The organism is Mycolicibacter heraklionensis (assembly GCF_019645815.1).
Taxonomy (GTDB): domain Bacteria; phylum Actinomycetota; class Actinomycetes; order Mycobacteriales; family Mycobacteriaceae; genus Mycobacterium; species Mycobacterium heraklionense.
Genome location: NZ_CP080997.1, coordinates 755,894 through 777,282 on the forward strand (window position 1 = coordinate 755,894; position 21,389 = coordinate 777,282).

Annotated in this window: 20 protein-coding genes and 1 pseudogene; 8 read left to right on the forward strand and 13 right to left on the reverse strand. The window is 69.8% G+C overall.

The features are described 5' to 3' along the window. Position 1: 1 nt before the first annotated feature. The 7 genes and pseudogenes from K3U94_RS03580 to recC form a co-directional block, all read right to left on the reverse strand. Positions 2 to 883, reverse strand: coding sequence for an NYN domain-containing protein (locus tag K3U94_RS03580; protein ID WP_047320927.1), 882 nt, complete (start codon positions 881 to 883; stop codon positions 2 to 4). Between the two features lie 195 nt (positions 884 to 1,078). Further along, positions 1,079 to 1,387 carry a hypothetical protein gene (locus K3U94_RS03585; protein WP_220695602.1) on the reverse strand — a complete coding sequence of 103 codons (309 nt, stop codon included), beginning with the start codon at positions 1,385 to 1,387 and terminating at the stop codon, positions 1,079 to 1,081. A gap of 40 nt (positions 1,388 to 1,427) precedes the next feature. Continuing rightward, complete coding sequence (locus tag K3U94_RS03590) at positions 1,428 to 1,826, reverse strand: type II toxin-antitoxin system VapC family toxin (protein WP_220695603.1); 399 nt, start codon at positions 1,824 to 1,826, stop codon at positions 1,428 to 1,430. Continuing rightward, positions 1,826 to 2,098, reverse strand: coding sequence for a type II toxin-antitoxin system Phd/YefM family antitoxin (locus K3U94_RS03595; protein WP_220695604.1), 273 nt, complete (start codon positions 2,096 to 2,098; stop codon positions 1,826 to 1,828). The genes K3U94_RS03590 and K3U94_RS03595 overlap by 1 nt, the downstream gene beginning before the upstream one ends. Before the next feature lie 40 nt (positions 2,099 to 2,138). Continuing rightward, the gene (recD, locus tag K3U94_RS03600; RefSeq protein ID WP_220695605.1) at positions 2,139 to 3,878 is read right to left on the reverse strand and encodes an exodeoxyribonuclease V subunit alpha; all 1,740 of its coding nucleotides are present in this window, start codon (positions 3,876 to 3,878) and stop codon (positions 2,139 to 2,141) included. Continuing rightward, complete coding sequence (gene recB, locus K3U94_RS03605) at positions 3,875 to 7,168, reverse strand: exodeoxyribonuclease V subunit beta (RefSeq protein ID WP_220696654.1); 3,294 nt, start codon at positions 7,166 to 7,168, stop codon at positions 3,875 to 3,877. Before recB ends, recD begins: the two co-directional genes overlap by 4 nt. Beyond that, positions 7,168 to 10,466 (reverse strand): annotated as a pseudogene (recC, locus tag K3U94_RS03610) (exodeoxyribonuclease V subunit gamma). Before recC ends, recB begins: the two are co-directional and overlap by 1 nt. A gap of 73 nt (positions 10,467 to 10,539) precedes the next feature. Here recC and dsbE point away from each other — a divergent pair. The 5 genes from dsbE to K3U94_RS03635 are packed head-to-tail and all read left to right on the forward strand — an operon-like array spanning position 10,540 to position 14,930. Beyond that, positions 10,540 to 11,025 (forward strand): disulfide bond-forming protein DsbE, encoded by a 486-nt coding sequence (gene dsbE, locus K3U94_RS03615; protein WP_220695606.1) that lies wholly within the window; start codon positions 10,540 to 10,542, stop codon positions 11,023 to 11,025. After that, on the forward strand, positions 11,026 to 11,865 hold the full coding sequence (locus tag K3U94_RS03620) for a cytochrome c biogenesis CcdA family protein (RefSeq protein ID WP_220695607.1): 840 nt from the start codon (positions 11,026 to 11,028) through the stop codon (positions 11,863 to 11,865). Between the two features lie 26 nt (positions 11,866 to 11,891). Next, complete coding sequence (locus K3U94_RS03625; protein ID WP_220695608.1) at positions 11,892 to 13,052, forward strand: zinc-binding dehydrogenase; 1,161 nt, start codon at positions 11,892 to 11,894, stop codon at positions 13,050 to 13,052. 2 nt (positions 13,053 to 13,054) lie between these two features. Next, positions 13,055 to 14,179 (forward strand): 6-phosphofructokinase, encoded by a 1,125-nt coding sequence (locus K3U94_RS03630; protein ID WP_220695609.1) that lies wholly within the window; start codon positions 13,055 to 13,057, stop codon positions 14,177 to 14,179. Further along, a complete protein-coding gene (locus K3U94_RS03635; protein WP_220695610.1) occupies positions 14,172 to 14,930 on the forward strand; it encodes a class I SAM-dependent methyltransferase in 759 nt (252 codons plus the stop codon). Before K3U94_RS03630 ends, K3U94_RS03635 begins: the two co-directional genes overlap by 8 nt. 312 nt (positions 14,931 to 15,242) lie before the next feature. Here K3U94_RS03635 and K3U94_RS03640 read toward each other — a convergent pair whose 3' ends face one another. From K3U94_RS03640 to K3U94_RS03655, 4 genes are read right to left on the reverse strand one after another with little or no spacing between them, the layout of a single operon-like run. Next, positions 15,243 to 15,860, reverse strand: coding sequence for an RES family NAD+ phosphorylase (locus K3U94_RS03640; protein WP_220695611.1), 618 nt, complete (start codon positions 15,858 to 15,860; stop codon positions 15,243 to 15,245). Next, the gene (locus tag K3U94_RS03645; protein WP_047320934.1) at positions 15,853 to 16,368 is read right to left on the reverse strand and encodes a hypothetical protein; all 516 of its coding nucleotides are present in this window, start codon (positions 16,366 to 16,368) and stop codon (positions 15,853 to 15,855) included. Before K3U94_RS03645 ends, K3U94_RS03640 begins: the two co-directional genes overlap by 8 nt. 48 nt (positions 16,369 to 16,416) lie before the next feature. Next, positions 16,417 to 17,277: a cytochrome c biogenesis CcdA family protein gene (locus tag K3U94_RS03650; protein ID WP_220695612.1), complete on the reverse strand. Its 861-nt coding sequence runs from the start codon at positions 17,275 to 17,277 to the stop codon at positions 16,417 to 16,419. Continuing rightward, complete coding sequence (locus K3U94_RS03655; RefSeq protein ID WP_267878344.1) at positions 17,274 to 17,786, reverse strand: redoxin domain-containing protein; 513 nt, start codon at positions 17,784 to 17,786, stop codon at positions 17,274 to 17,276. Before K3U94_RS03655 ends, K3U94_RS03650 begins: the two co-directional genes overlap by 4 nt. Before the next feature lie 44 nt (positions 17,787 to 17,830). Between K3U94_RS03655 and K3U94_RS03660 the strand changes: the two genes are divergently transcribed. The 3 genes from K3U94_RS03660 to K3U94_RS03670 are packed head-to-tail and all read left to right on the forward strand — an operon-like array spanning position 17,831 to position 19,804. After that, positions 17,831 to 18,268: an SRPBCC family protein gene (locus K3U94_RS03660; RefSeq protein ID WP_220695614.1), complete on the forward strand. Its 438-nt coding sequence runs from the start codon at positions 17,831 to 17,833 to the stop codon at positions 18,266 to 18,268. A gap of 23 nt (positions 18,269 to 18,291) precedes the next feature. Beyond that, a complete protein-coding gene (gene cynS, locus K3U94_RS03665) occupies positions 18,292 to 18,741 on the forward strand; it encodes a cyanase (RefSeq protein WP_491562384.1) in 450 nt (149 codons plus the stop codon). Positions 18,742 to 18,751: 10 nt separating this feature from the next. Further along, positions 18,752 to 19,804: a patatin-like phospholipase family protein gene (locus K3U94_RS03670; RefSeq protein WP_220695616.1), complete on the forward strand. Its 1,053-nt coding sequence runs from the start codon at positions 18,752 to 18,754 to the stop codon at positions 19,802 to 19,804. Between the two features lie 21 nt (positions 19,805 to 19,825). On the opposite strand, the gene K3U94_RS03675 is transcribed toward K3U94_RS03670, so the two are convergent. Continuing rightward, a complete protein-coding gene (locus K3U94_RS03675; protein WP_047320939.1) occupies positions 19,826 to 20,659 on the reverse strand; it encodes a DUF8453 domain-containing protein in 834 nt (277 codons plus the stop codon). An 11-nt stretch (positions 20,660 to 20,670) separates the two neighbouring features. Beyond that, complete coding sequence (locus K3U94_RS03680) at positions 20,671 to 21,387, reverse strand: MBL fold metallo-hydrolase (RefSeq protein ID WP_230987382.1); 717 nt, start codon at positions 21,385 to 21,387, stop codon at positions 20,671 to 20,673. Between the last annotated feature and the right edge of the window lie 2 nt (positions 21,388 to 21,389).

Genomic DNA, 21,389 nt, shown 5'->3' on the forward strand with positions numbered 1-21,389 from the left:
GCTAGGTGCGCAACCGCACCATTCGCGTCGTCGAACTCTCGTCGAGCTCCACCAGGTCCGAGTAGGACCGCAGGAAGTCGCTGAATGACTTGTACCCCAGGGCTTTCTCGCTGAAGGAGGGGTCCATGCGCTTCATCTGGGCCTTGACCGACGAGTTGTGCAGCCACTCGACGTCGTCTTTCTCCAGGCCGATCTTCAGGGCGCGGATGAGCAGTCCGGTGGCGGTGTCCTGCGGATCCGGTTGTGGCGGCTCCTCGGGCTCCTCTTTGGTTTGGCGGGTGCGCCGCTTCGGTCCTGCGTCTGCGTCGGCGGCCGCCGGCGCGGGCTCGAACACCGGCACTCCGGGCAGTGCGTCATAGCTGACGAAGTCGTCGCAGGCCGCCGCCAGCGCGCGGCTGGTCGATCCGGCAACCCCGATCCCGACGACATAGCGGCCCAGGCGTTTACAGCGCTGCGCCAGCGGGATGTAGTCGGAGTCGCCGGCCACGATCACCACGTGGGTCAGATCCGGCAGCCGGAACATGTCCTCGACCGCGTCGACGGCCAACCGGATGTCGGCGCCGTTCTTGCCGTAGGCGGCCGCCGGGAACAACTGCACCAGGTCGACCGCCCGTCCCACCAGTTGCGCGCGGTAGCCGGTGTTGACCTCGGCTGACCAGTCGGCGTAGGCGCGGGTGAGCACCAGCGTCCCGAACGACGACGCGAAGTCGATGATCGCCCCGACGTCGACAGTGGCCCGCGCGAGGCGTTCCGGGTTCTTGGCCAGGCCCTTGGCCTTGTCCTTCTGAAACGAACTGCGCCCGTTGACCTGGTCGTAGCGGGAGATCACGATGTTGTCGAAGTCGAGGTAGACCGCGACGCGGGTGTCTCCGGATTCCGTCATGGTCTCAGTGTGACGCACCACCGGCCCCATCCATAACTGGTTGGCGGGGATGGGGGAGGTGCCCACCTTTGAGCGACAACCGCGAGTGCGTCGCGGGGTGGGTGCAATTACGCGCCGGGTTGGGGTGACGTTGTCGCGCAAAGGCGGGCAACTGTCCACGTGGTCCGGCCCGGCGGCCCGCCGTCGGCGACGTGCCTAACCGGCCCGGTACCAGCGCGGAATCAGCTCCGGGTCCGGCAGCGGGTACTGCCCGAAGAACCCGCGCGGGTCACCGCGCAACACCTGGGCGTTCTGAACGTCGGCGCGCCGGCGGATTTCGCTGAGCCGGGTCCATTCGGCGGCGCGGTACGCGGTGTAACTGCGCATCAGCCGGCGCGTGACGATCACCAGCAAGGTGATCACGGCGCCGGCCAGAATGAGCCAGCGCAGCCACCACAGCAACGCGATGACCACGAGAATGACGAAGCCCGTTCCGTTGCTGCCCGACTGTTTGCGATTCCCCATGGTCGCGACGGTAAGCCCGGGGTGTGACAGATCCGGGCGACTAGCGACCCGGGGAAACGGTCGGCAGGCCGATGGCTTCGGCGGCCGCGAGCAGGCGTCCGTCGTAGGCGACGAACGCCGTCAGCCTGGCGCCGAACACCGCGTGGCCGGTCGCCAGATGGATGGCGTCCAGGGATCGCAGCGTCGGGTCGGGTAATGCAGCAGCGGCGGCCCGAACCACCTCGTTCACCTCGTAGCGGGAGACCCGTGCCAGCGTTGCCGGGACATCGACCAGCAACGACGGCTCCGCCCGCCGGATGGCGCGAGGCAGTTCGGCCTCGATCAGCGTTGAGGACACCCATGGCGTTGGCTGCTGTGCGGCAAGCCAGTCGACGAGCGCATCACTCTCCGGTTCACGCCGGACGAGCTTCACCAGAGCCGACGTGTCCAGATACAGCATTAGTAGCGCTCGTCATCCCGCATCTCGCGGAGCAAATCCCCTGCCTCGTGATCGGTGCGAACCGGACCCGTTGGGCGAGGCACCGGCCCGCTGACGGTCGCCGGATGAAGTTGCCCCGCCTTGATCATCTCGGCTAGTGGACTGTCCTGGGCAGGGACAAGGCGGGCGACTACCGTTCCCCGCTCGGTGATCTCCAGGTGCTCGCCGCGCTTGACCCGCGCCAGTACACCGGCGGTGTTCTGGTTCAGCTCGCGTACCGGCACTTCAGACATGCTCATAGGGTACTACCAATTTGTAGTACACGGCCAGCCTTCACGCCTCCCGCAGCCGCAGTGCCAGCCCGGACGCCCGCACCACCCGCCGACCCAGCGCGGCCCGCACCGAGGCCTCCGAGCCCACCACCCGCACTTTCGACTTGGCTCGAGTCACCGCGGTGTAGAACAACTCCCGGGTCAACAGTCGCGACTCGACGGGCGGCATCAACACGGTCACTTCGCCGGCCTGGCTGCCCTGGCTTTTGTGGATCGTCATCGCGTACATGGTCTCGACGTCGGCGAGCCGGCTGGTCGCGAACTCCAGCGGCCCGGATGCCGTTGCGATCACCGCGCGCAGCCCCTCGTTGCGGACCACCACCGCTCCGGTGTCGCCGTTGCGCAACCCGAGCCCATAGTCATTGGCGGTCACCAGCAGTGGTCGGCCGGCATACCACTCGGTCCACATCGGGTCACCGGTCTGCTCGGCCACCCACCGGCGGATCTGCTGGTTCCAGTGCTGCACTCCGTGCAGGCCCTCCCGGTGCGCACACAGCAACCGATGCTCGTCCAGCGTCGCCGAGGCCGCCGCGGCATCGCCGAGCAGGGCGGCCTGGCGTACCGCCAGCGCGTGCGGCACCACCAGTGCCGCCAATCGCTCGGCCACGTCGACCGCGTGGTCGGTGTCGATCCACTCCACGTGTTCGCCCCCGGCGGCCAGCAGCGCGACCGCCTTATCGGCGTCGCCGTCGCGGATCGCCACTGCCAGCGCACCGATCGACTCGCCGAACCGGTGCGACGTGCGCAGCGTCGCCACCCGGGTGTCGGGCCGCGCCGCCAGCCCGTCCACCAGATCGGCCAGCACCGCACCGGCTTCCACCGACGCCAGCTGGTCGGCGTCGCCCACCAGAATCAGGCGGGCATCCGGGCGCATCGCCTCCAGCAGCCGGGCCATCAGCGTCAGCGACACCATCGATGTCTCGTCGACGACGATCACGTCGTGCGGCAGCCGGTTGGCCCGATCGTGGCGGAACCGCACCGAGCTGTCCGGCCGCGAACCCAGCAGGGTGTGCAACGTGGTCGCGCCCAGCCCGGCGAGCCGCGCCTGATCCACCGGCGCCAGCTCGGCCACCTCCGCGGCGACGGCCTCGGTCAGCCGGGCCGCCGCTTTACCGGTCGGGGCGGCCAACGCGATCCGCAGCCCGGGCGTGCCCGACCGTTCGGCATGCTCGGCCAACAGCGCCAACAGCCGCGCCACCGTAGTCGTCTTGCCGGTGCCCGGACCACCGGTGAGCACCGTAACCGACTGCGACAGTGCGATTTCGGCGGCCGCACGCTGCTCATCGAACTTGCCGGACGGAAAAAGTCGCTCAAAGGCGGGCAGCTCCGCCGGCGCCGTCCCGGGCGCCGACAACGCCAGCAGGTCCGTGCAGACCTGCTCCTCCTCGCGCCAATACCGGTCGAGGTAGAGCAGCCGGCCGTCATAAAGCCGCAGCACCTGCGCCTGCACCAGCCGACTGTCCCGCACCGCCGCCAGCCATGGCTCCGGCTCCGGCCAGGCCACCTCCGCGGCGTCGGTGTCGGCGGCCACCGTCGACAGATCCAGGCACACCGACCCGTGCCGCAGTGCCCGCACGGTCAGCGCCAGCGCCAAGCCCACCGTCTCGTCGGGCTCGCCGCCCAGTGTCGTGATGCGTTGGGCCGCGTGCACATCGGCGGCATCCAGCACACCGGCCTGATTGAAGTCCCGCAACAGCCCAGTGCCGCCGGAGGCTACCCGCCACTCCAACAACTCGCTCATGCCGCCCGCCTCGCGTGCAACAGATCCGACAACGCCACCACCAGTGCGGTCGGCGGCCGCCAGTCGAACACCCCGGCACGGTGCCCGCCGAGCGCCGGGGTGTCCGGTCCGCACATTCCGCGCACGAACAGATACAACACCCCGCCCAAGTGCTGCTCGGGGTCGTAACCGGGCAGCCGCCACCGCAGGAAGCGGTGCAGCACCGCGGTATACAGCAGCGCCTGTAGCGGGTAGTCCGAATGCAGCATGGCGGCGGTGAGCCGGTCGAAGCCGTAGTCGGCGGCGGTGTCGCCGAGCCGGTTGGTCTTGTAGTCGACCACCAGGAAGCGCTGCTCGGGCACCCGCAGCACCACATCGATCGACCCGGACAGATATCCGCGCAGCGGCTGGCCGCCCAGGGCCTCGGTGGCCAGCCGGTCGGCATACGGGGCGAACGGGTCGTCCGCGGGCAGGTGCTCGCGCAGCAGCAATCCCACCTCCGCCAGCCGCACGTCCGGCGCTACGCCGCGAACATCTCCACCGGCCAGGGGAATCTCAAAATCCAGCTCCCGCAACCGGTCCCGGGTGCCGATCTCGCGCAGTGTCAGCCCGTCGGCCAGCGGCCCCAGCGGGGTGTCGTGCATGGGCACCAGCGCCGCCGCCAGCGCGGCCGGCTCGGCGTCCACCGACCACCAGGCGGCGTGTTGACGCACGTGGGCTTCCAGCTCGGCGGCCAAGTCGGCGGCGAACGGATCGGCGGTCTCCAGCACGGCGTGCACCAGCGAGCCGAACGCCGCCCCGGCGGGCAGCTCGGCCATCGGCGAGATCAGATCCGCCCCGACCGGCGGCGGCGCCGCCGCTACGGGCACGTCGTCGGCCTCGTCGTCGCGGGCGCTCAACTCCGGTTCACTGTGCACCCCAGACGCCCCGCCTTCGGTGACCTCACTGGCATGCCGGATCAGCCCCGAATACGACGTGCGACGCCACCCGGTGTCGATGTGGCGGTGGAAATGCCGCGCTTCCAAGCCATCCGGAGGCTGTGCCGGGACGACCGGTGCCAACGGGGCGATCACCGAGTCCTCGATGACCAGGCCGCCGGCGGCCTCCCACTCCCGGAAACAGGACAGTGCTTCGTCATCGGTGGGTTTGGGCTCGCAGCGATCCGGCACCGGTGCCTCGCCGCGGCATCGGCCCCGCAGCAGCCGGGACAGGCCGCCGTTGGGCTCGTCGTACGACGCCGCCCACCACGCCACCACCTGCGACTGCGCCCGGGTCAATGCCACATAGGCGAGCCGAATGTCGTTGCGGGCAGCCTCGGCCAGGCTCAGCCGTTGCACATCGGTGTGGTCGAAGCTGTCCGGGCCGCCGACGTGCCGGCAGCGGACACCGCCGTCGTGATAGAGCGGGATGGCCTCGTCGAACATGTGCCGGTTGAACGCGAACGGCAGGTACACGATCGGGAACTGCAAACCCTTGGCGCCCCACACCGTCAGGATCTGCACGGCAGCGGCGTCGGAGTCCAGCCGACGATTGTGCTGCCCGCCGCCGTTTCCTTCGGTGCATTGACGGCGCAACCAATCCCGTAACGCCGGCAGGCCCAGCCGGTCGCGGTGCGCGGCCTCATGCAGCAGCTGAGCCACATGCGCCAGATCGGTCATGGTGCGTTCGCCGCCGTACTCGCCGAGCAGTCGGCGCTTCAGGCCGGCCAACTGCGCCGCCTCGAACACCGCCGCCGGCCCGTGCAGCCGCAGCTCATCCGCCCAGTCCCGCAACGTCGACGCCACCTTGTCGGTCAACGCGTCACCGCCGTCGGCCAGTGCGGCGGCGGTATAGCCGAAGAATACCGTCGCCGCGGCGGCCCGCACCAACCCGCCGCGGTGGGTCGCCTCGAACGCCTCCAGCAGACACAGCCAGTCGGCGGCCGCAGCCGAGGAGAACACGTCCGCATCGCCGGTGAACACCGCGGGAATCCCGGCCCGCAGCAAGGCCTCCTGGCAGGCGGCCGCGTCCTTGCTGTTCTCGACGATCACCGCCACGTCACCGGGGGTGATCGGCCTGCCGTCGAAGGTCGCGCCGCTGGCCCACAAGGCGGCGACGTCGGCGGCCAGATCATCGGGAATGTGGCGGCGCAGCTTGGGCATCGGGACAACGCGGTCTGAGCTGACGCCGAACGCCGCGCGGCCGACCACCCGCAGCCGGAACGGGGCGGTGCTGGGCGCACCGACCAGCCGAGACCCGCCGACCGCGGCCCGGACATCGTGCACCACGATCTGCGGATCACCCAGCGCCGCACCGCCCATCACCGTCTGCAGCGCATCGACCAGGGCTGAGTCGCTGCGCCAGTTCACCGCCAGGGTGCGCTGCTGCCCGGCGGTGCGTGCCGCCTGCAGGTAGGTGTAGATGTCGCCGCCGCGGAACCCGTAGATCGCCTGCTTGGGGTCGCCGATCAGCACCACCGCCGAATGCCCGACGAAGCCGCGTTCGATCACCTGCCACTGGATGGGGTCGGTGTCCTGGAACTCATCGACCATCACGATCGGCCAGCGCTGCCGCATCCGTTCCCGCGCCGGGGAATCCGCCGGCTCCAGTGCGGCGGCGAGCCGGCGCAGCAAGTCGTCGTACCCCAATACGCCGAGCCGGCGCTTGCGCAACTCCAACTCCGTGCACACCGCGTCGATGAATCGCAGCCGCACCTCGGCCACCGAACCCGGTTCGGGATCCTGCGGGCGCAGTTGGGCATACGGGTCGGAGACCACCACCCGCGCGAGTTTCAGCGCGTCGGCGTAACTGAGCGCCACCTCGTCGCGCTGCGTCCCGAACTTCGCGAGGTACAGGTCATCCACGACCTGGATCACCAGGTCGTCAAGGCTTTCCACCAACTCGACGCCCGCGCTGGTGTCACCGGCGATGCCCAGTGATTTCAGCACCAGATGACAGAACTGGTGGGTGGTGGCGATGGTCGCGGCGTCGAAGCCGGCCAGCGCGTCACGCAGCCGCCGGCGGCGCACCTCGCGATCCTCCGCACTGCCGCTGCACAGATGCGCGACAAGATCATTGGGTTCCTGCGTGCTGGCGCCGTCGAGGGCGGCCAATGTCTCCACCAGCTGACGACGCACCCGGTCCCGCAGCTCCCTGGTGGCCGCCCGGCTGAACGTGATCAGCAGCATCTCGTCCAGCGTGGCGCGCCCCTCGGCCAGATAGCGGGTCACCAGACCGGCCAAGGTGAATGTCTTACCGGTGCCGGCGCTGGCCTCCAGGACGGTGGTGGTGGCGCGGGCGGGCAGTGGGCCCAGCAGGTCGAAGCGTTCCATCAGCGCACCGGCCGTTCCGCGCGTAGCAGCGGCAGCCACAGCCGGGCCGCCAGCGCGCCTAGTCGGGTGTCTTCGCCGTCGATCTCCTCACCCGGACGAGGCGGGCCCTGCAACACGGCGAACGGCGCGCGTGGCCCCCAGACCCGGACGCACGCGGGCTCGGCGTCCTCGCCGGGGTAGCGCTGCGTGGCCCATTTGCTGCTCGCGTACCAGACCGGGTCGCGGCCGGCGTGGCGCTTCTCGGCCCACGCGAACGAAGTCTTGATCGGCAGCGGCAGCGGTTCGCAGCGCCCGATGTCGTAGAGCCACACCAGCTCCCGCAATGTCTCCATCGGATTGGGTGGCGGCCCGAGCAGCCGCTGCAGGGCGCGTTCACCGTCGCGGGCCCGGCCGATGCAGCGGGCGGTCCATTCCACGTCGGGACGCTGGGCGGCCAGTGCCACCAGCGGGATCCAGGCCTGCAACAAGTGGGTGTCCCGCAGCTTGGAGTAGTTGACCGACACGGTGGTCGTATCGAACACCGGGGTGACGGTTCCGGTCAGCCGGCGCCCACCGCCGAGATCCAGATCGATGTCGTAGGTCGCGGGCGCACCGACACGATGCTCGATCGCCGCCGCAGCCAATTGCACGACCCGGTCCCGAATCTGTTTGGCGGTGCGCCAGCCCAGCTGACCGGGCGGCAGACTGCCGCGCCGCCACTCGGCCTCGATGGCCTTGGCCGAGTCGACGCCCAGCAGCATGTCGTGCAACATCCGATTGCCGACCGCCCATTCGCCAAGCGCGTCGATCTCGACGGGCATACCGTCTTCGACCTCGTCGACCTCCCACGGCAGCGTGTAGTTCAGCGCACTGAAAAACCCCTTGACCGGGTCCTTGAAGAACTTCAGCAGGTCGACGAGCGCAACGTCGTCCGGCGGCGGTGCGGGCAGCGGGTCGGTGATGAACTGCGCTGCGGCACGGCGGGTTCCGGCGGCGGTTCTGGCGGCCAGCGGGACGGTCGGGTCGAAGGTGAACGGCACGTCGGGGATCAGCCGGCCGGGTTCGACGTTCTTGACGTCGAACGGCTGCAGGGGATGTTCCACGACGAGGTGCTCGCGCACCGGTTCGGGCGTGGTCTGATCCAGGGCGTCGATCAACTCGGCCAGCGGCACTGCCGGCGGGCGGAGGTGGCCGGTGTGTTCGTCGGCGCCGGTGTAGGTGATCACCAGCTTCTCGGTGGCCGCGGTGATCGCGTCGAGCAGCAATTGCCGGTCCTCGGAACGGATGTCACGTTCTCCGGTCATCGGGCGCCGCGCCAGCACGTCGTCGCCGTCAGGAAGATTCAGCCGGGGGAACACGCCGTCGTCCACGCCCAGCAGGCACACCACCCGGTGCGGCACCGACCGCATCGGCACCATGGTGCACACCGTGAGCGTTCCGGTGCGGAAGTTGGCACGGGTCGGGCGCCCGGCCAGATGCCCGGCCATCAGCACGCGGACATCGGGCAGCCGCAGCACGGTGTCGCTGCGGGCCGCGGCGTCGGAGAGCACCTGCGTCAACTCGCGCTGCAGATGCGCGCTCTGCCAGGCCTCACTGCCGGCGTCGGCCAGCTCGGCGACCCCGTCGCGCAGCGCGGTGATCCACTCCGCCAGCGGGCGAGTCCCGTCCAGCTTGTCGACCGTCGACTGCAACCGTGCGACGAACTCGGCCAGCTTCCCGGCCAGCTCCACCTGACTGCTGCCGACGTCGTCGAGCGGCAGCGCGGTGTCCAGCCAGGCCTGCGAATCGTCGGACATCGCCACCCCGGTCAGGATGCGGTCCAGCCCGAATCGCCAAGTGTTGTGCACGATGTGCGACAGGCCGTACCGCTCGCGGGTGTGCGGATCGAAACCCCAGCGGATGTTGGCGGTACGCACCCAGGTGGTGATCTGGGCCAGATCGTTGTCGGTGAAGCCGAACCGCGCCCGTACCGGGTCGGTGTGGGCGAGGTTGAGCACGGCGGTCGCGGTGGCGCGGCTGCCGGCGATCTCCAGCAGTTCGGCGGCCACCGCCAGCAGCGGATTGGTCTGGGTCAGCGCCCGGTCGGCGAGCTGAACCCGCAACCGGTGCGCCGGGTGGGTGTCCCCGGCCAGCTCGCCCAGCCCGAAGTCGGCGACGATCAACGGCGCGTAGGTTTCGATGTCGGGGCACATCACCACGATGTCGCGGGGCTCCAGCGTCGGATCGTCATGCAGCAGCCCGAGCAGCACCTCGCGCAGCACGTCGACTTGGCGGGCCGGGCTGTGGCAGCTATGCACCTGCACCGAGCGGTCGGATGCGGCGCGGCTGCGGCCCTCGGGGCGCAGCGCGTTGGCGCCCAGATCGGATTGCAGCCAACCCAACAGCGTCTCCGGGTGCGTTGCGGCACTGAGGTGTTCATCGCTGGCGGGAGTCGCCGGCAGACTGCGCTGCAGCTCCCGCAGATCGCGACCCAGCGTTTCCAGCAGCGGGTGGTGTGCGCTGCGCCGGGTGCCGTCCTCGGCGCGCGGCACGGCGCCGTGTACGTCACCGAGCGCCTGCCACAGGGCATCGGAGGGTGCGGCAGCCACAGGTGCAGGTCGTGGTGGGTCGCCAGGGCGTCCAGCAACTCGATGTCGGTGCACGCCAACCGGGTGTGTCCGAACAGTGACAGCCGGGCCGGCAGCGTCTCGGTCGGCCCCTGGCGCAGCCGCGCGACCGTATCGCGGTGCCGAACGTGCGGAGGATCGATCCCGACGGCAGCCGCCAACGCGCGCCACAGCGGCGGCTGCCAACCCAAGTCGTCGTGCAACGCTGCACCGGCACCGTCGGTGGCCAGACCGGCGCTCCAGTCGACGAGCAACTGCGGCCGCTGACGGGCGTAAGCGGCGAACAGTCCGGCCAGCCGGCGCGCCACCGCATAGCGCCGGCCGCGGCGCAGCTCACCCTCCGGACTGGGGTCGGCATGGCCCAAATGCTTTGCCAGCGTGGCACACCAGGGCTCATCCAGGTTCGCGTCGATCACCGCTAACAGCGGCCAGGTCAGGGCATCCGGGGACCACGGATCGTCGTCGGCAGCGCCGGTGATCTCGGCGATCAGCGAAACCGGGCTGCGAAACTCCACGCCCGCGCACACCCCGTCGCCCCCGGGTCCGGCGCCCAACACGTGCGACAGTCGCTGGGACAGCCAGCGCTCCACCCCGCGCGCCGGCACCAGCACCAGCTCCTGGGCGAACGGGTCGGCCGGCGGCGTCGCCAACAGCGCACCCAGGCCGTCGGCGAGGACGTCGGTGCGCTCGGCGCGGTGCAGGTGCAGTCCCATCGCGGCCACCATAAACCGCGGCTACGACGGGACGGGGCTGAACCATCGACCGGTCGCGATCGTGGTGCATTTCATGAGGATCTACCCGCTGGTACTGGCCGCCGTCGCCGCACTGGTTGTCGGGCTGGCCGGCCCACCGACCGCCACGGCCGCCGACGACCGGTTGCAGTTCACCGCCACAACTGTTGACGGGGCCCCGTTCAACGGCGCCAGCCTGCAGGGCAAACCGGCGGTGCTGTGGTTCTGGAGGCCCAGCTGTCCGTTCTGCAACGCCGAGGCTCCGTCGGTGAGCCAGGTCGCGGCCGCCAACCCGCGGGTGTCCTTCGTCGGGGTGGCGGGGCGCTCCGATGTGGCATCGATGCAGGACTTCGTGGCCAAGTACCACCTGAACTTCACCAACCTCAACGACGCCGACGGCTCGATCTGGGCGCGATTCGGGGTGCCGTGGCAGCCCGCGTACGTGTTCGAGCGCGCCGACGGCACCTCGACATTCGTGAACAACCCGACGTCGGCGATGTCGCAACAGGAGTTGTCCGACCGGGTCGCGGCGCTGACGTAGGTGAACCAGAACCTGTCGGGCTTGGCCTTCGCCGCCGGGCTGGTGGCAGCCCTCAACCCGTGTGGGTTCGCGCTGCTACCCGCCTACCTGGCATTGGTGGTGCGCGGTGAGCGGGCCGGCGGGTGGGGTGCGGTGGGCCGGGCGTTGGCGGCCACCGCGGCGATGACCCTGGGCTTTCTGACGGTGTTCGGCGCGTTCGGGTTGCTCACCGTCACGGTGGCCTCGCGAGTGCAGCGCTACTTGCCCTACGCCACTGTGGTGATCGGCATGGTGCTGGTCGCGCTCGGGGTGTGGCTGCTGGCGGGCCGCCGGCTCGCGGTCGCCTCGATCGGCGGGCGGTGGGCGCCGACCGCCCGGATCGGGTCGATGCTCGGCTACGGGGTGGGCTATGCCTGCGCGTCGCTGGGCTGCACGATCGGCCCGTTTCTGGCGGTCACCGGGGCGGCATGGCGCGGGGGCCTCGACGGGGTGGTGGCCTATCTGGCGTATGCGGCCGGGTTCGGGTTACTGGTCGGGGTGCTGGCGATGGCGGTGGCGCTGGCCCGCACCGCACTGATCGACAGGTTGCGCCGAATTACCGGCTACGCCAGCCGGATCAGCGGAGCGCTGCTGGTGGCCGTCGGACTCTACGTCGGCTACTACGGCTACTACGAGATTCGGCTGTTCGAGCTGGGCGGCGACGCGGCGGATCCGGTGCTGGCCGCGGCGGGGCGGCTCCAGGGCGCGCTGGCCGGGTGGGTATATCAGTGGGGGGCCTGGCCGTGGCTGGCCGCGCTGGCCCTTATCGGGCTGGGTGCGCTGCTGCGTGCTCGCCGGACCCGGTCGTTGACGCGACGCTGACACGGCGTCCTCGTAGGCTGGGACGGGTGAAAGCGGTCAGCTGTAGTAACGCCCAACTCGAGGTCGTCGACCTACCGACTCCAGTCCCGGCCAAAGGCCAGCTGCTCATCGACGTGCTGCGGTGCGGCATCTGCGGATCGGATCTGCACGCCCGCCAGCACTGCGACGAGGTCGCCGATGTCATGGCCTTGACCGGATACGACGGCTTCATGCGCTCGGACCAGCGGGTGGTACTCGGCCACGAAATCTGCGGCGAAGTACTCGACCACGGTCCCCGCACCCGCAAGGCGCCCCGCCCCGGCACCCGGGTGGTCGCGATACCGCTGTTGCGGCGCGGCGACGCCGTCCATGCGGTCGGGCTGTCGGAGTCGGCGCCGGGAGGCTACGCCGAGCAGATGCTCGTCGAGCAGTCGCTGGCGCTGCCGGTTCCCAACGGGCTGTCGACGGATGCGGCCGCACTCACCGAGCCGATGGCGGTGGCCTGGCATGCCGTGCGGCGCGGCGAGGTGCGCAAGCGCGACGTGGCGATCGTGATCGGCTGCGGACCGATCGGCCTGGCGGTGGTGTGCATGCTCAAAGCGCGCGGCGTACGCACGGTGATCGCCAGCGACTACTCGCCCGGCCGGCGCGCGCTGGCCACCCGCTGCGGCGCCGACATCGTTGTCGACCCGGCACAGGACTCGCCGTACGCCGCGGCGGCGGGCCACGGCCACCTGGAGAAGGCACCGGATGCACTGGGCCTGGCGGTGGGCACCGTCGAAAAGCTGTACAAGGCGCGGCTGCCCTGGTGGCATGTCTGGCGGGCTGCCGAAGCCGTCGGCGCCGCCACGCCCAACCGTCCGGTGATCTTCGAGTGCGTCGGGGTCCCGGGTGTCATCGACAGCATCATCGCCGGGGCTCCACTGTTCTCCCGGGTGGTTGTGGTCGGGGTCTGCATGGGAACCGACGCGATCCGGCCGGCGATCGCGATCAATAAGGAGACCGACCTGCGGTTCGTATTGGGTTACACGCCAATGGAATTCCGTGACACTTTGCACATGATCGCCGAGGGCAAAGTCGACGTCTCGCCACTGATCACCGGCACGGTCGGCCTGGGCGGGGTGGCGAACGCGTTCGACGCACTGGGCGACCCGGCCAAGCACGCCAAGGTTCTGGTCGACCCCAAGAGCCCGGTGCAGGAGGTTTAGGCGTGACGGCGAGCATCAAGCGGATCGCGATCAGCACCGGTGGCGGCGACGCGCCCGGCCTCAACGCCGTCATCTACGCCGCCACCCTGGCCGGCCGCAGCCGGGGCTGGGACGTCGTCGGGATCCGGGACGGCTACAACGGCCTGCTGCTGGGCGACGACTACCCCGACGGCGGGCTGATCGAGCTGACCCGAAACCGGGTGCGCGGCATCATCCACCAGGGCGGCACCATCTTGGGCAGCACCAACCGCGGCAACCCGACCGCGTACCCGGTGCAGCAGCCCGATGGCAGCTGGAGCGAACAGGACCGCACCGACGAGCTGTTGCAGCGCTTCGCGCAGCACGAGATCGACGCGTTGATCACCATCGGCGGCGACGGCTCCCTGGCGATCGGCAACCACCTGAACGAGGCGGGGCTGCGACTGGTCGGGGTGCCCAAGACCATCGACAATGATCTGGAGTGCACCGCGGCGACGTTCGGTTTCGACAGCGCGGTCGACTTCGCGTCGGAGTGCATCGACCGGTTGTTCTCCACCGCCACCTCGCACAGCCGGATCATCGTGGTGGAGGTGATGGGCCGCTACGCCGGCTGGATCGCGCTGCACGCCGGGATGGCGTCCGGGGTGCACGCCATCCTGATCCCGGAGATTCCGTATCGGCTTGAGCCGGTGGCCGCGCTGATCAACGAACGCGCACAACGCGGTTCGACGTACTCCATCGTCTGCGTCGCCGAAGGCGCCAAGCCGGTGGGTGGCGAGCTCACCGTGGCAGGCAAGGCGGTGGGCCAAGCCGAACGTCTGGGCGGCGTGGGCGCCAAGGTCGCGGCCGAACTCGAGGCGCTCACCGGGCGCGAGTCTCGTGCCGTGGTGCTCGGGCACCTGCTGCGCGGCGGTTCGCCGACGTCGGCGGACCGGCTGCTGGGTCTGCGGTTCGGCGCTGCCGCGGTGCGGGCCCTCGACGAGGGCCTTAGCGGGGTGATGGTGGCACTCAACCCGCCGACGGTGGACTACGTGCCGCTGGCGCAGGCCACCCGCCGACAGAAAACCGTTCCGCTGGAATGCGATTCGATTCAGACCGCACGCGACCTGGGTATCAGGTTCGGCGACGAAAGGCTCCGCGATGACTGAGACGGCGCGGCATCGCGGCGACTACGGCATCGACGGATCGTTTCACCGGGTGCCGTTCCGCGGGCAGCTCGCCGCCCTGGCGCTCGGGTGCGCTGCGCTCGCGGTTTACGGCGGCATCGCCCTGGCCCGCGGTCCGCAGTGGGCCGGCGCGGCGGCACTGGTCCTCGACGCCGCCATCCTGGCCCAGGTCGGGCTGTATTGGCACGCGACGCGGTCGGGGAAGTTCAAGGTCTGGGCCGACATTCTCGACGGGTTGGGGCTGCGCGGCGACGAGGTGGTGCTGGACATGGGCTGCGGGCGAGGCGCGGTGTTGTGCGCCGCGGCCCAGCGGCTGCCCGACGGCCGGGCGATCGGAGTCGACCTGTGGCAGGCCGACCAGACCGACAACTCGGCTGATGCCACCCTGGCCAACGCCGCACTGGAGGGCGTCGCCGACCGGATCGAGGTGCGCACCGGCGACATGACCGCACTGCCGCTGCCCGACGCCAGCGTCGACGTGGTGGTATCCAACCTGGCGATCCACAACATCGGGTCCCGCGAGGGCCGCCGGCGCGCGTTGGCCGAGGCAGCCCGGGTGCTGCGGCCCGGAGGCCGGTTGGCCATCGCCGACCTGTGGGAGATCCGCAAGCACGCCGCCCAACTGCGTGAAATCGGTTGGCGTGACGTGACATGGCGCAACCTGGGCTGGCGAATGTGGTACGGCGGGCCGTGGGCGTCGACTCGGTTGGTCGCGGCGACAAAGCCGGGCTGAGCGCCGGGCTCGTTCACGTCTGCCTCAGGCGTCACGCGTGGGCGGAGAGGTGTTCTCCGCCCGGCTCTGAGCGACAACCGACGTTATGTCAGGCCACGGCGGGGCCCGGGTGGGCAGGGCGTCGGCCAGCCAAGCCCGGGTGCGGCGGCCAACCAAACCCGGGTGCGTCGGCCGACCAAACACGTGTGCGTCGGCCAACCAGACCCGGGTTGACATAACCGACGTTGTCGCTCAGAGCCGGGCACACGCCCACATCCTCCCGGGCCGTGACAGGTGGGGCTGGTGCGGTCACGACCGCACCGGTGCGCGGGCTCAGTACGTGACGGTGAACCCGTGCCGCAGCACCAGATCCGCGGTCACGTCCAGGCGTTCGGCGAGGGGCCAGGACTCGACGGCGAATGCCGTGGCGTCGAAGAACGCATAGTTGACCGAGGTCTCCGGGGTGGTGCGTGAGCGGTAGACGATCGCGTCCGGGCACTCGTCGGGCTCGGGCCACCAGCGCCGCACGGCGTCCGCCAGGTTTTGGCAGGTGGCCCACACCGCGTCGTGCTGGCCGGTGCTGATCTGGTCGTCGATGCCGAGTGCGTCCAGGTTGCGTTCGGTGCGCAGATCGAGCACCCGTAGGTGCCTGGCGGCGGACAGTCGCACCAGGTGGTGGCGGGCGTGGTCGCCGGGGATCATCAGACCGGTGAGCCGGTAGCGCTCCCGGAACGCGCCGACGAGATCGGTTGCCGCGTAACGGGTGCGGAACGTAGCCGACGGCGGATCGAAGCGGTAGCGCGGTTGGGCGAAACCGTCCCAGGTCCACTGGTCGGGATGCTGGGCGTCGAGGCGCCACAGCTGTGTCCCGGCGACGATCCGGCGGCGGCGCAGCCCACCGGGCCGGGCGTCGGGCAGCGGCGCCCGATAACCGGCGGGAAGCTCAGGCACCGAGCGAGGTCAGCAGTCGACGCGCAGCCGGCGCGGTCTCACCGCGGCGCAGCGCCTCGGCGATCGAGACACCGCCCAGTTCGTCATGAGTGAGCCGCATGATGCGGTCGGCGGCCAGCGGGTCGGCGGTGAACCGGCCCAGCAACTCCAGGATCTCAGGCAGGTCGGGGCGCAGCCGGGCGTCGTCGAATTGCCAGGCCGGGAACCAGGTCTGGTTGCCCACGGCTGCGCCGATGAGCTTGCCGCGGCTGCGCAGCCGGTGCACCGCCTGCGGCGTGCCCAGCCGCAAGAGTTCCTGGACCTTCGGGGTGGGCAGGGCCCCGGCGACGAAGTCGTCGATGAGCGCGGCGCGACGCTGGTCGTTCAGCGCGTGAGCGGCGATGCGCTCTAACGTGCCCTGTGGCGCCGTGGGCGCTTCCAGCAGGGCGTCGAGGACATAGGCGAACCCGGCGTCGGTGCGTGCGCGTTCGGCGACCTGACGGGCGATCGGTGCGACGGCGATGGGCATGCGATCGATACTACTCGCCGATGCCCGTTATTGAAACAATCGAAACAGTTATCGGGAGTCGGGCCCGGCCCGGCGTGCTCGCCTGCGCCAGCCCAGCGCAACGGCCGCCAGTGCGACGATCGCGCCCAGCAACGGCCAGACGCCCAGCGCGTCGACCCGATCGGCCAACCAGGACTGCACCGCACCCGCCGCCGCGATCACCGGATCGTCGGCGTCGGCCCCGGCGAAGTACAACCGGATCTCGTAGTAGCCGTAATAGCTGACATACAACCCGGTCAGCAGCACGATCACCCCGGCGATCCGGCCCACGTGCGGCAGCACCCGCCGCAGCGCCGAGGTCGCCGATGCCCCCGCCAAAGCCACCGCCAGCGCCGCGACGCCGACGGTGATGCTCATGCCCGCGGCGTAGGCGATGAACGCCAGCACGCCGGCCGACGCCGACCCCTGCCGGAACGTCGTGCTGATCACCGCCAGAAACGGTGCGATCGTGCAGGACAGTGACGCCACGGCGTAGCCGACGCCGTAGCCGTACATCGACCCCAAGCGCGCCGTCGGCGTGCCGCCCGCTGTGCCGGGCAACAGCAGTGGGAACTCGCGGCCGGCCAACAGCCAGGCGCCCAGAGCCAGCAGTGCCACGCCGATCACCACGGTGGCGAACGGCAGATACTTCTGCGCCGACGCGATCAACGGCGAGACGGCCAGCCCGAAGATCCCGAACACCGTGAGGAATCCGGTCGCCATCACCACCGTCGCCGCCGCCGCCCGAGCCAGTGCGACCGGGCGTGAGGTGTCTCGGCTGGCGGCGATCACCAGACCCAGATAACCGGGCAGAAACGCGAACCCGCACGGGTTCAACGCCGCGACCAGCCCGGCGCCCAGGGCGAAACTGAGGGAGGCGGTGTCGATCACGAACCCGTCAGGACCTGCAGGCGCCTGGTCAGCTCGTCTTCGGACAGCGAGCCCGTCACCACCTCGGCCCGTCCATCCGGCTTGATGAAGGCATAGGCGGGCTGGCGAGTCACCCCGAACCGGGCCCACACCGCGGCGTCGGTGTCGGCCAGCTCGGTGAATTCGTCGACGCCGTACCTGGCCGCGAACGCGCGCAACGCGTCCAGCCGGTCCTGCGCGCCCACCCCGACGAACGTCACCTTGGGGTGGGTGGCGGCCAGCCGGGCGACCATCGGTGCATCCCGTTGGCAGAGCGGACACCACGGCGCCCAGAACCACAGCACGGCCGGCCTGCCGACCAGGCTCGCACCGGAAAACGGTCGGCCGTCGAGGGTTTGGGCGGCGAAATCGAGTTGAGTGTTCTCGGCCCGGGTCTGCGAACCGCAGCCGAAGATCAGCACCGCTATCGCAGCCACAGCCATGAGCAGTACGGCCGATCGGCGACGCCCAGAGGCCATATCATGCGGCATACCGGCGAGTATGCCACCGCATCCTGCGGAGCTAAGGTTCCGTCATGGCACGCGGACGCCTGGAGCACACCGCCGACATTGCTGCGCCGCCGGACACCGTTGCGGCGTTTCTGGCCGACCTGGTCAACTACGAAGCCCTGCACCCGATGCTGGTGAACGTGCGGCGGATCCCCGGCGGCACCGACGGTGTCACCCGATACCTGGCCCCGCATCGCATGCGCCTGTACGGAATACCGATCCGGTTCACCTGCAGGGTGGACCTGCGAACTCCGGCGCCCGACGAAATCCGGACCCACACCCTGCAGCGGCCCGGTATCGAGATGTGGTCGACCGTGACGGTTCGCCCCCACGCCGACGGAACCCGACTGCACGAACAGGTCGACATCAGTGCCCCAAAGATGTTGATGAAGACCGTGCTGCGTGACGGCGGTAGCTCGCACGCCGCGATGTGGGACAACCTGCGTCGCTATTTCGAAGAGTGAGCCGGGCGGGCATGCTGGAAGCCATGAACCGAAGCCAGATCACCGAGCAGATCATCGCCGCCCGCCTCGCCAAGGGGCTGACCTGGCAGGAACTGGCCGACGCGATCGGCAAGCCGGTCGTGTGGACCACCTCGGCACTGCTGGGCCAGCATCCGATTCCCGCCGAGCTGGGCGCGATCCTGGCGGGCCTGCTGGGTCTGGACCCGGCGGTGGTGCCGGTGCTGGCCGCGGTACCGATGCGCGGCGGACTCACCGCACCGCCCACCGACCCGACCATCTACCGGCTCTACGAGGCGGTCGGCGTATACGGCCCGGCCATCAAGGAACTGATCCACGAGCAGTTCGGCGACGGCATCATGAGCGCGATCAATTTCAGCATGGATGTCGAGCGCAAGCCGCATCCGGGCGGTGACCGGGTAGTGATCACCTTCGACGGTAAATTCCTTCCCTACGAATGGAATTCAGCGGACTGAGTGCCAGCCGATGGCCACACGTCGAGCCCGGGACACCCAGCCGCTGACCGCCGATCTGGTGCTGTCCGGCGGGGGAGTGCGCTTCGTGGGACTGGTGGGAGCGGTGGTCGCGTTGATGGACGCCGGCTACTCGGTGCAGCGCATCTCCGGAGTGTCCGGCGGCTCAGTGGTGGGCACGATCCTGGCGGCCGCCGCCCAGGGCGACCAGCTGACCGCGGCGCAGGTCAAAGACCTGGCACTGTCGGTACCGCTGCGCACCTGGCGCGACGCGGGGCCGATCCCGCTGGTGGGGCCGGTGTGGGGATTCCTGCGCGACAGCGCCCTCTACCGCGGCGACGTCGCCCACGAGTGGATCCGCAGTGAGCTGGCGAACCTGGGGGTGCGCACCTGGGGTGACCTGACCTACGACGCCGACAACCTGCTGGCCGAGCGGCGCTACCGCGCCGTGGTCACCGTGACCGACGTGACGACCGGGCAGCTGGTCCGCCTGCCATGGGACTACCGGCGGGTGTACGGCCTCGATCCCGACGAGCAGTCCGTCGCCGACGCGGTGCGCGCCTCGATGGCCGTCCCGTTCTTCTACCGCCCGGTGACGCTCACCAGCGCCCGCGGGCTGCGATCCACCCTGGTCGACGGCGGCGTGTTGTCGAACTTCCCGATCTACACCTTCGACCGGCTCGACGGCCGGCCACCACTGTGGCCCACGTTCGGCGTCACGGTGGTTCCGGAGGTGTCCGATGGCATCGACGCCATGGTTCCGGTGCTGCGGCCGCTGCGGCTGTTCGGACAATCACTGCTGCTGGAGAACCTGATCAGCACCATGTTGATCGGCCACGACCAGACCTACCTGAACCAGCCGTGGGTCAGTGTGCGGGCCATCAAGGTCAACTCCACCGATGTCAGCGTGCTGGACTTCGACATCTCCCGTGACCGGCTCGAAAAGCTCTACGACAACGGCTACGCCGCGGCGAAGGAGTTCCTGTCGACCTGGGACTGGCCGGCCTACCTGCAGCAGTTCCGGGCATCGCACTACCCAGGCAAGGGGCCAGCCGGAGCCGACTGACGCCGGGGTTTGTGCGGCGGCTCAGCTGCGGTGCTTGCCCAGCTCAGCGCTGGCGTCGCCGAGCCGCACCGTGATGTCGGTATTGCCGGAGGCCTCCAGCTGCTCGCGGCCGCGCAACCGATCCTGGATCTCGCGGGCGGCCCCGTTGATCCGCTCGATCTCGCCGCGGAACACGTCCGGGCGGGTCTCTTTGCTGGCGTAGTGGAAGTAGCTGAGCAGACTGCGCAGCAGCTCCAGCTTCTGCTTCTCCCGCTTGGCCAGGTCGTGCGTCGTCATCAACTCCACGCGCCGCACCGGGGGCAGGTCTCCCCAGTCGAGGACCACCTTGTTCTCATACCGAGGTTGCTTGCCCCGCCGCCCGAACCAGCCCTTCGGCTCGTCGGGGCTGTCGGCGTAGCTGATCGTCCCGGTGAACCTCGACTCGATGCCCTCGCCGAGCTCGGCCCGGTCGATCGCCGAGTCCCACACGGTGCGCCACTCCTGGTTCGGCGCCAGCACCGTCAGTTCTTCGGGCAGCTGCAGCGCGACCACGTCGGCGTAGCCGTCCGAGGCGGTTTCGTAGCGGGCCACCGTGGGGGGCTGGTCGAACGAAAACCGGATGTCATAGGCGGCGGTCTTGCCGAAGTTGCGGACCACCAGCTCGATGACGTGCCAATCGGCGGCGTGCGGCTCCATGAACATCGCCACGTGCGGGCGGGTCTGCTCGGCGGCCAACCGGCGGTTGCGCTGCAGTTGACGGTTCAGATAGAGCAGTGCCAGCACGGTGATGCCGATGGCCAGCCACGCGGCCCACGCCAGCCAGGCATCCGCGCCCGCGTGCGCGACGTCGTACAAGCGGTCCTCAACTGATCCCATCAGCTATCCCCTCATCCGCCCATCAGCATGCGCCACCGGTCCAGGCTTCCGGCGCTGAATACATAGTTGGACCGCTTGACTTCGGAAAGCGCCGCGCTCGTGTCGGCCGAATACCAGTGACCGGGGAACACCGTCGGGTCGCCCGGCAGTGCCGCCAACTGCTGCAGGCTGCGGTACATCTCGTCGGAGTCCCCGCCCGGGAAGTCGGTTCGGCCGCAGCCATCCAGGAACAACGTGTCGCCGGCGACCAGCCGACCGTCCAGCAGGAAGCACTGGCTGCCCGGCGTGTGACCGGGCGTATGCAGCAGCTCGATGTCGATGTCGCCGACGCTGACCCTGTCGCCGTGATCATGCGCGGTCAGGTCGGTCATCGGAATTTCAGTCACCCGCGAAACCCACTGTGCTTCATGGGCATTCACGTGCACCGGAACGCTGACTCGCTCCAGCAGCTCGGCCAGCCCTTTGAGCTCGAAGCCCATCATCTTGCCGCCGACGTGATCGGGGTGGTGATGGGTGACCAGCACGCCGGACAGGTGCATACCGTCGGCCTCGAGCGCGTCGAGCAGATCACCTGCGGCATAGGCCGGGTCGACCACCACGGCGTCGCCGGTCTGCCGGTCGCCGATCAGGTAGGCGAAGTTGCGCATCTGGGCGGCCATCGGGTCGCCGGCCGCGAAATCGCGTCCGGAGAGCAGCTGGCGGAAATACAGCCGGTCGGATTCGGGCACGC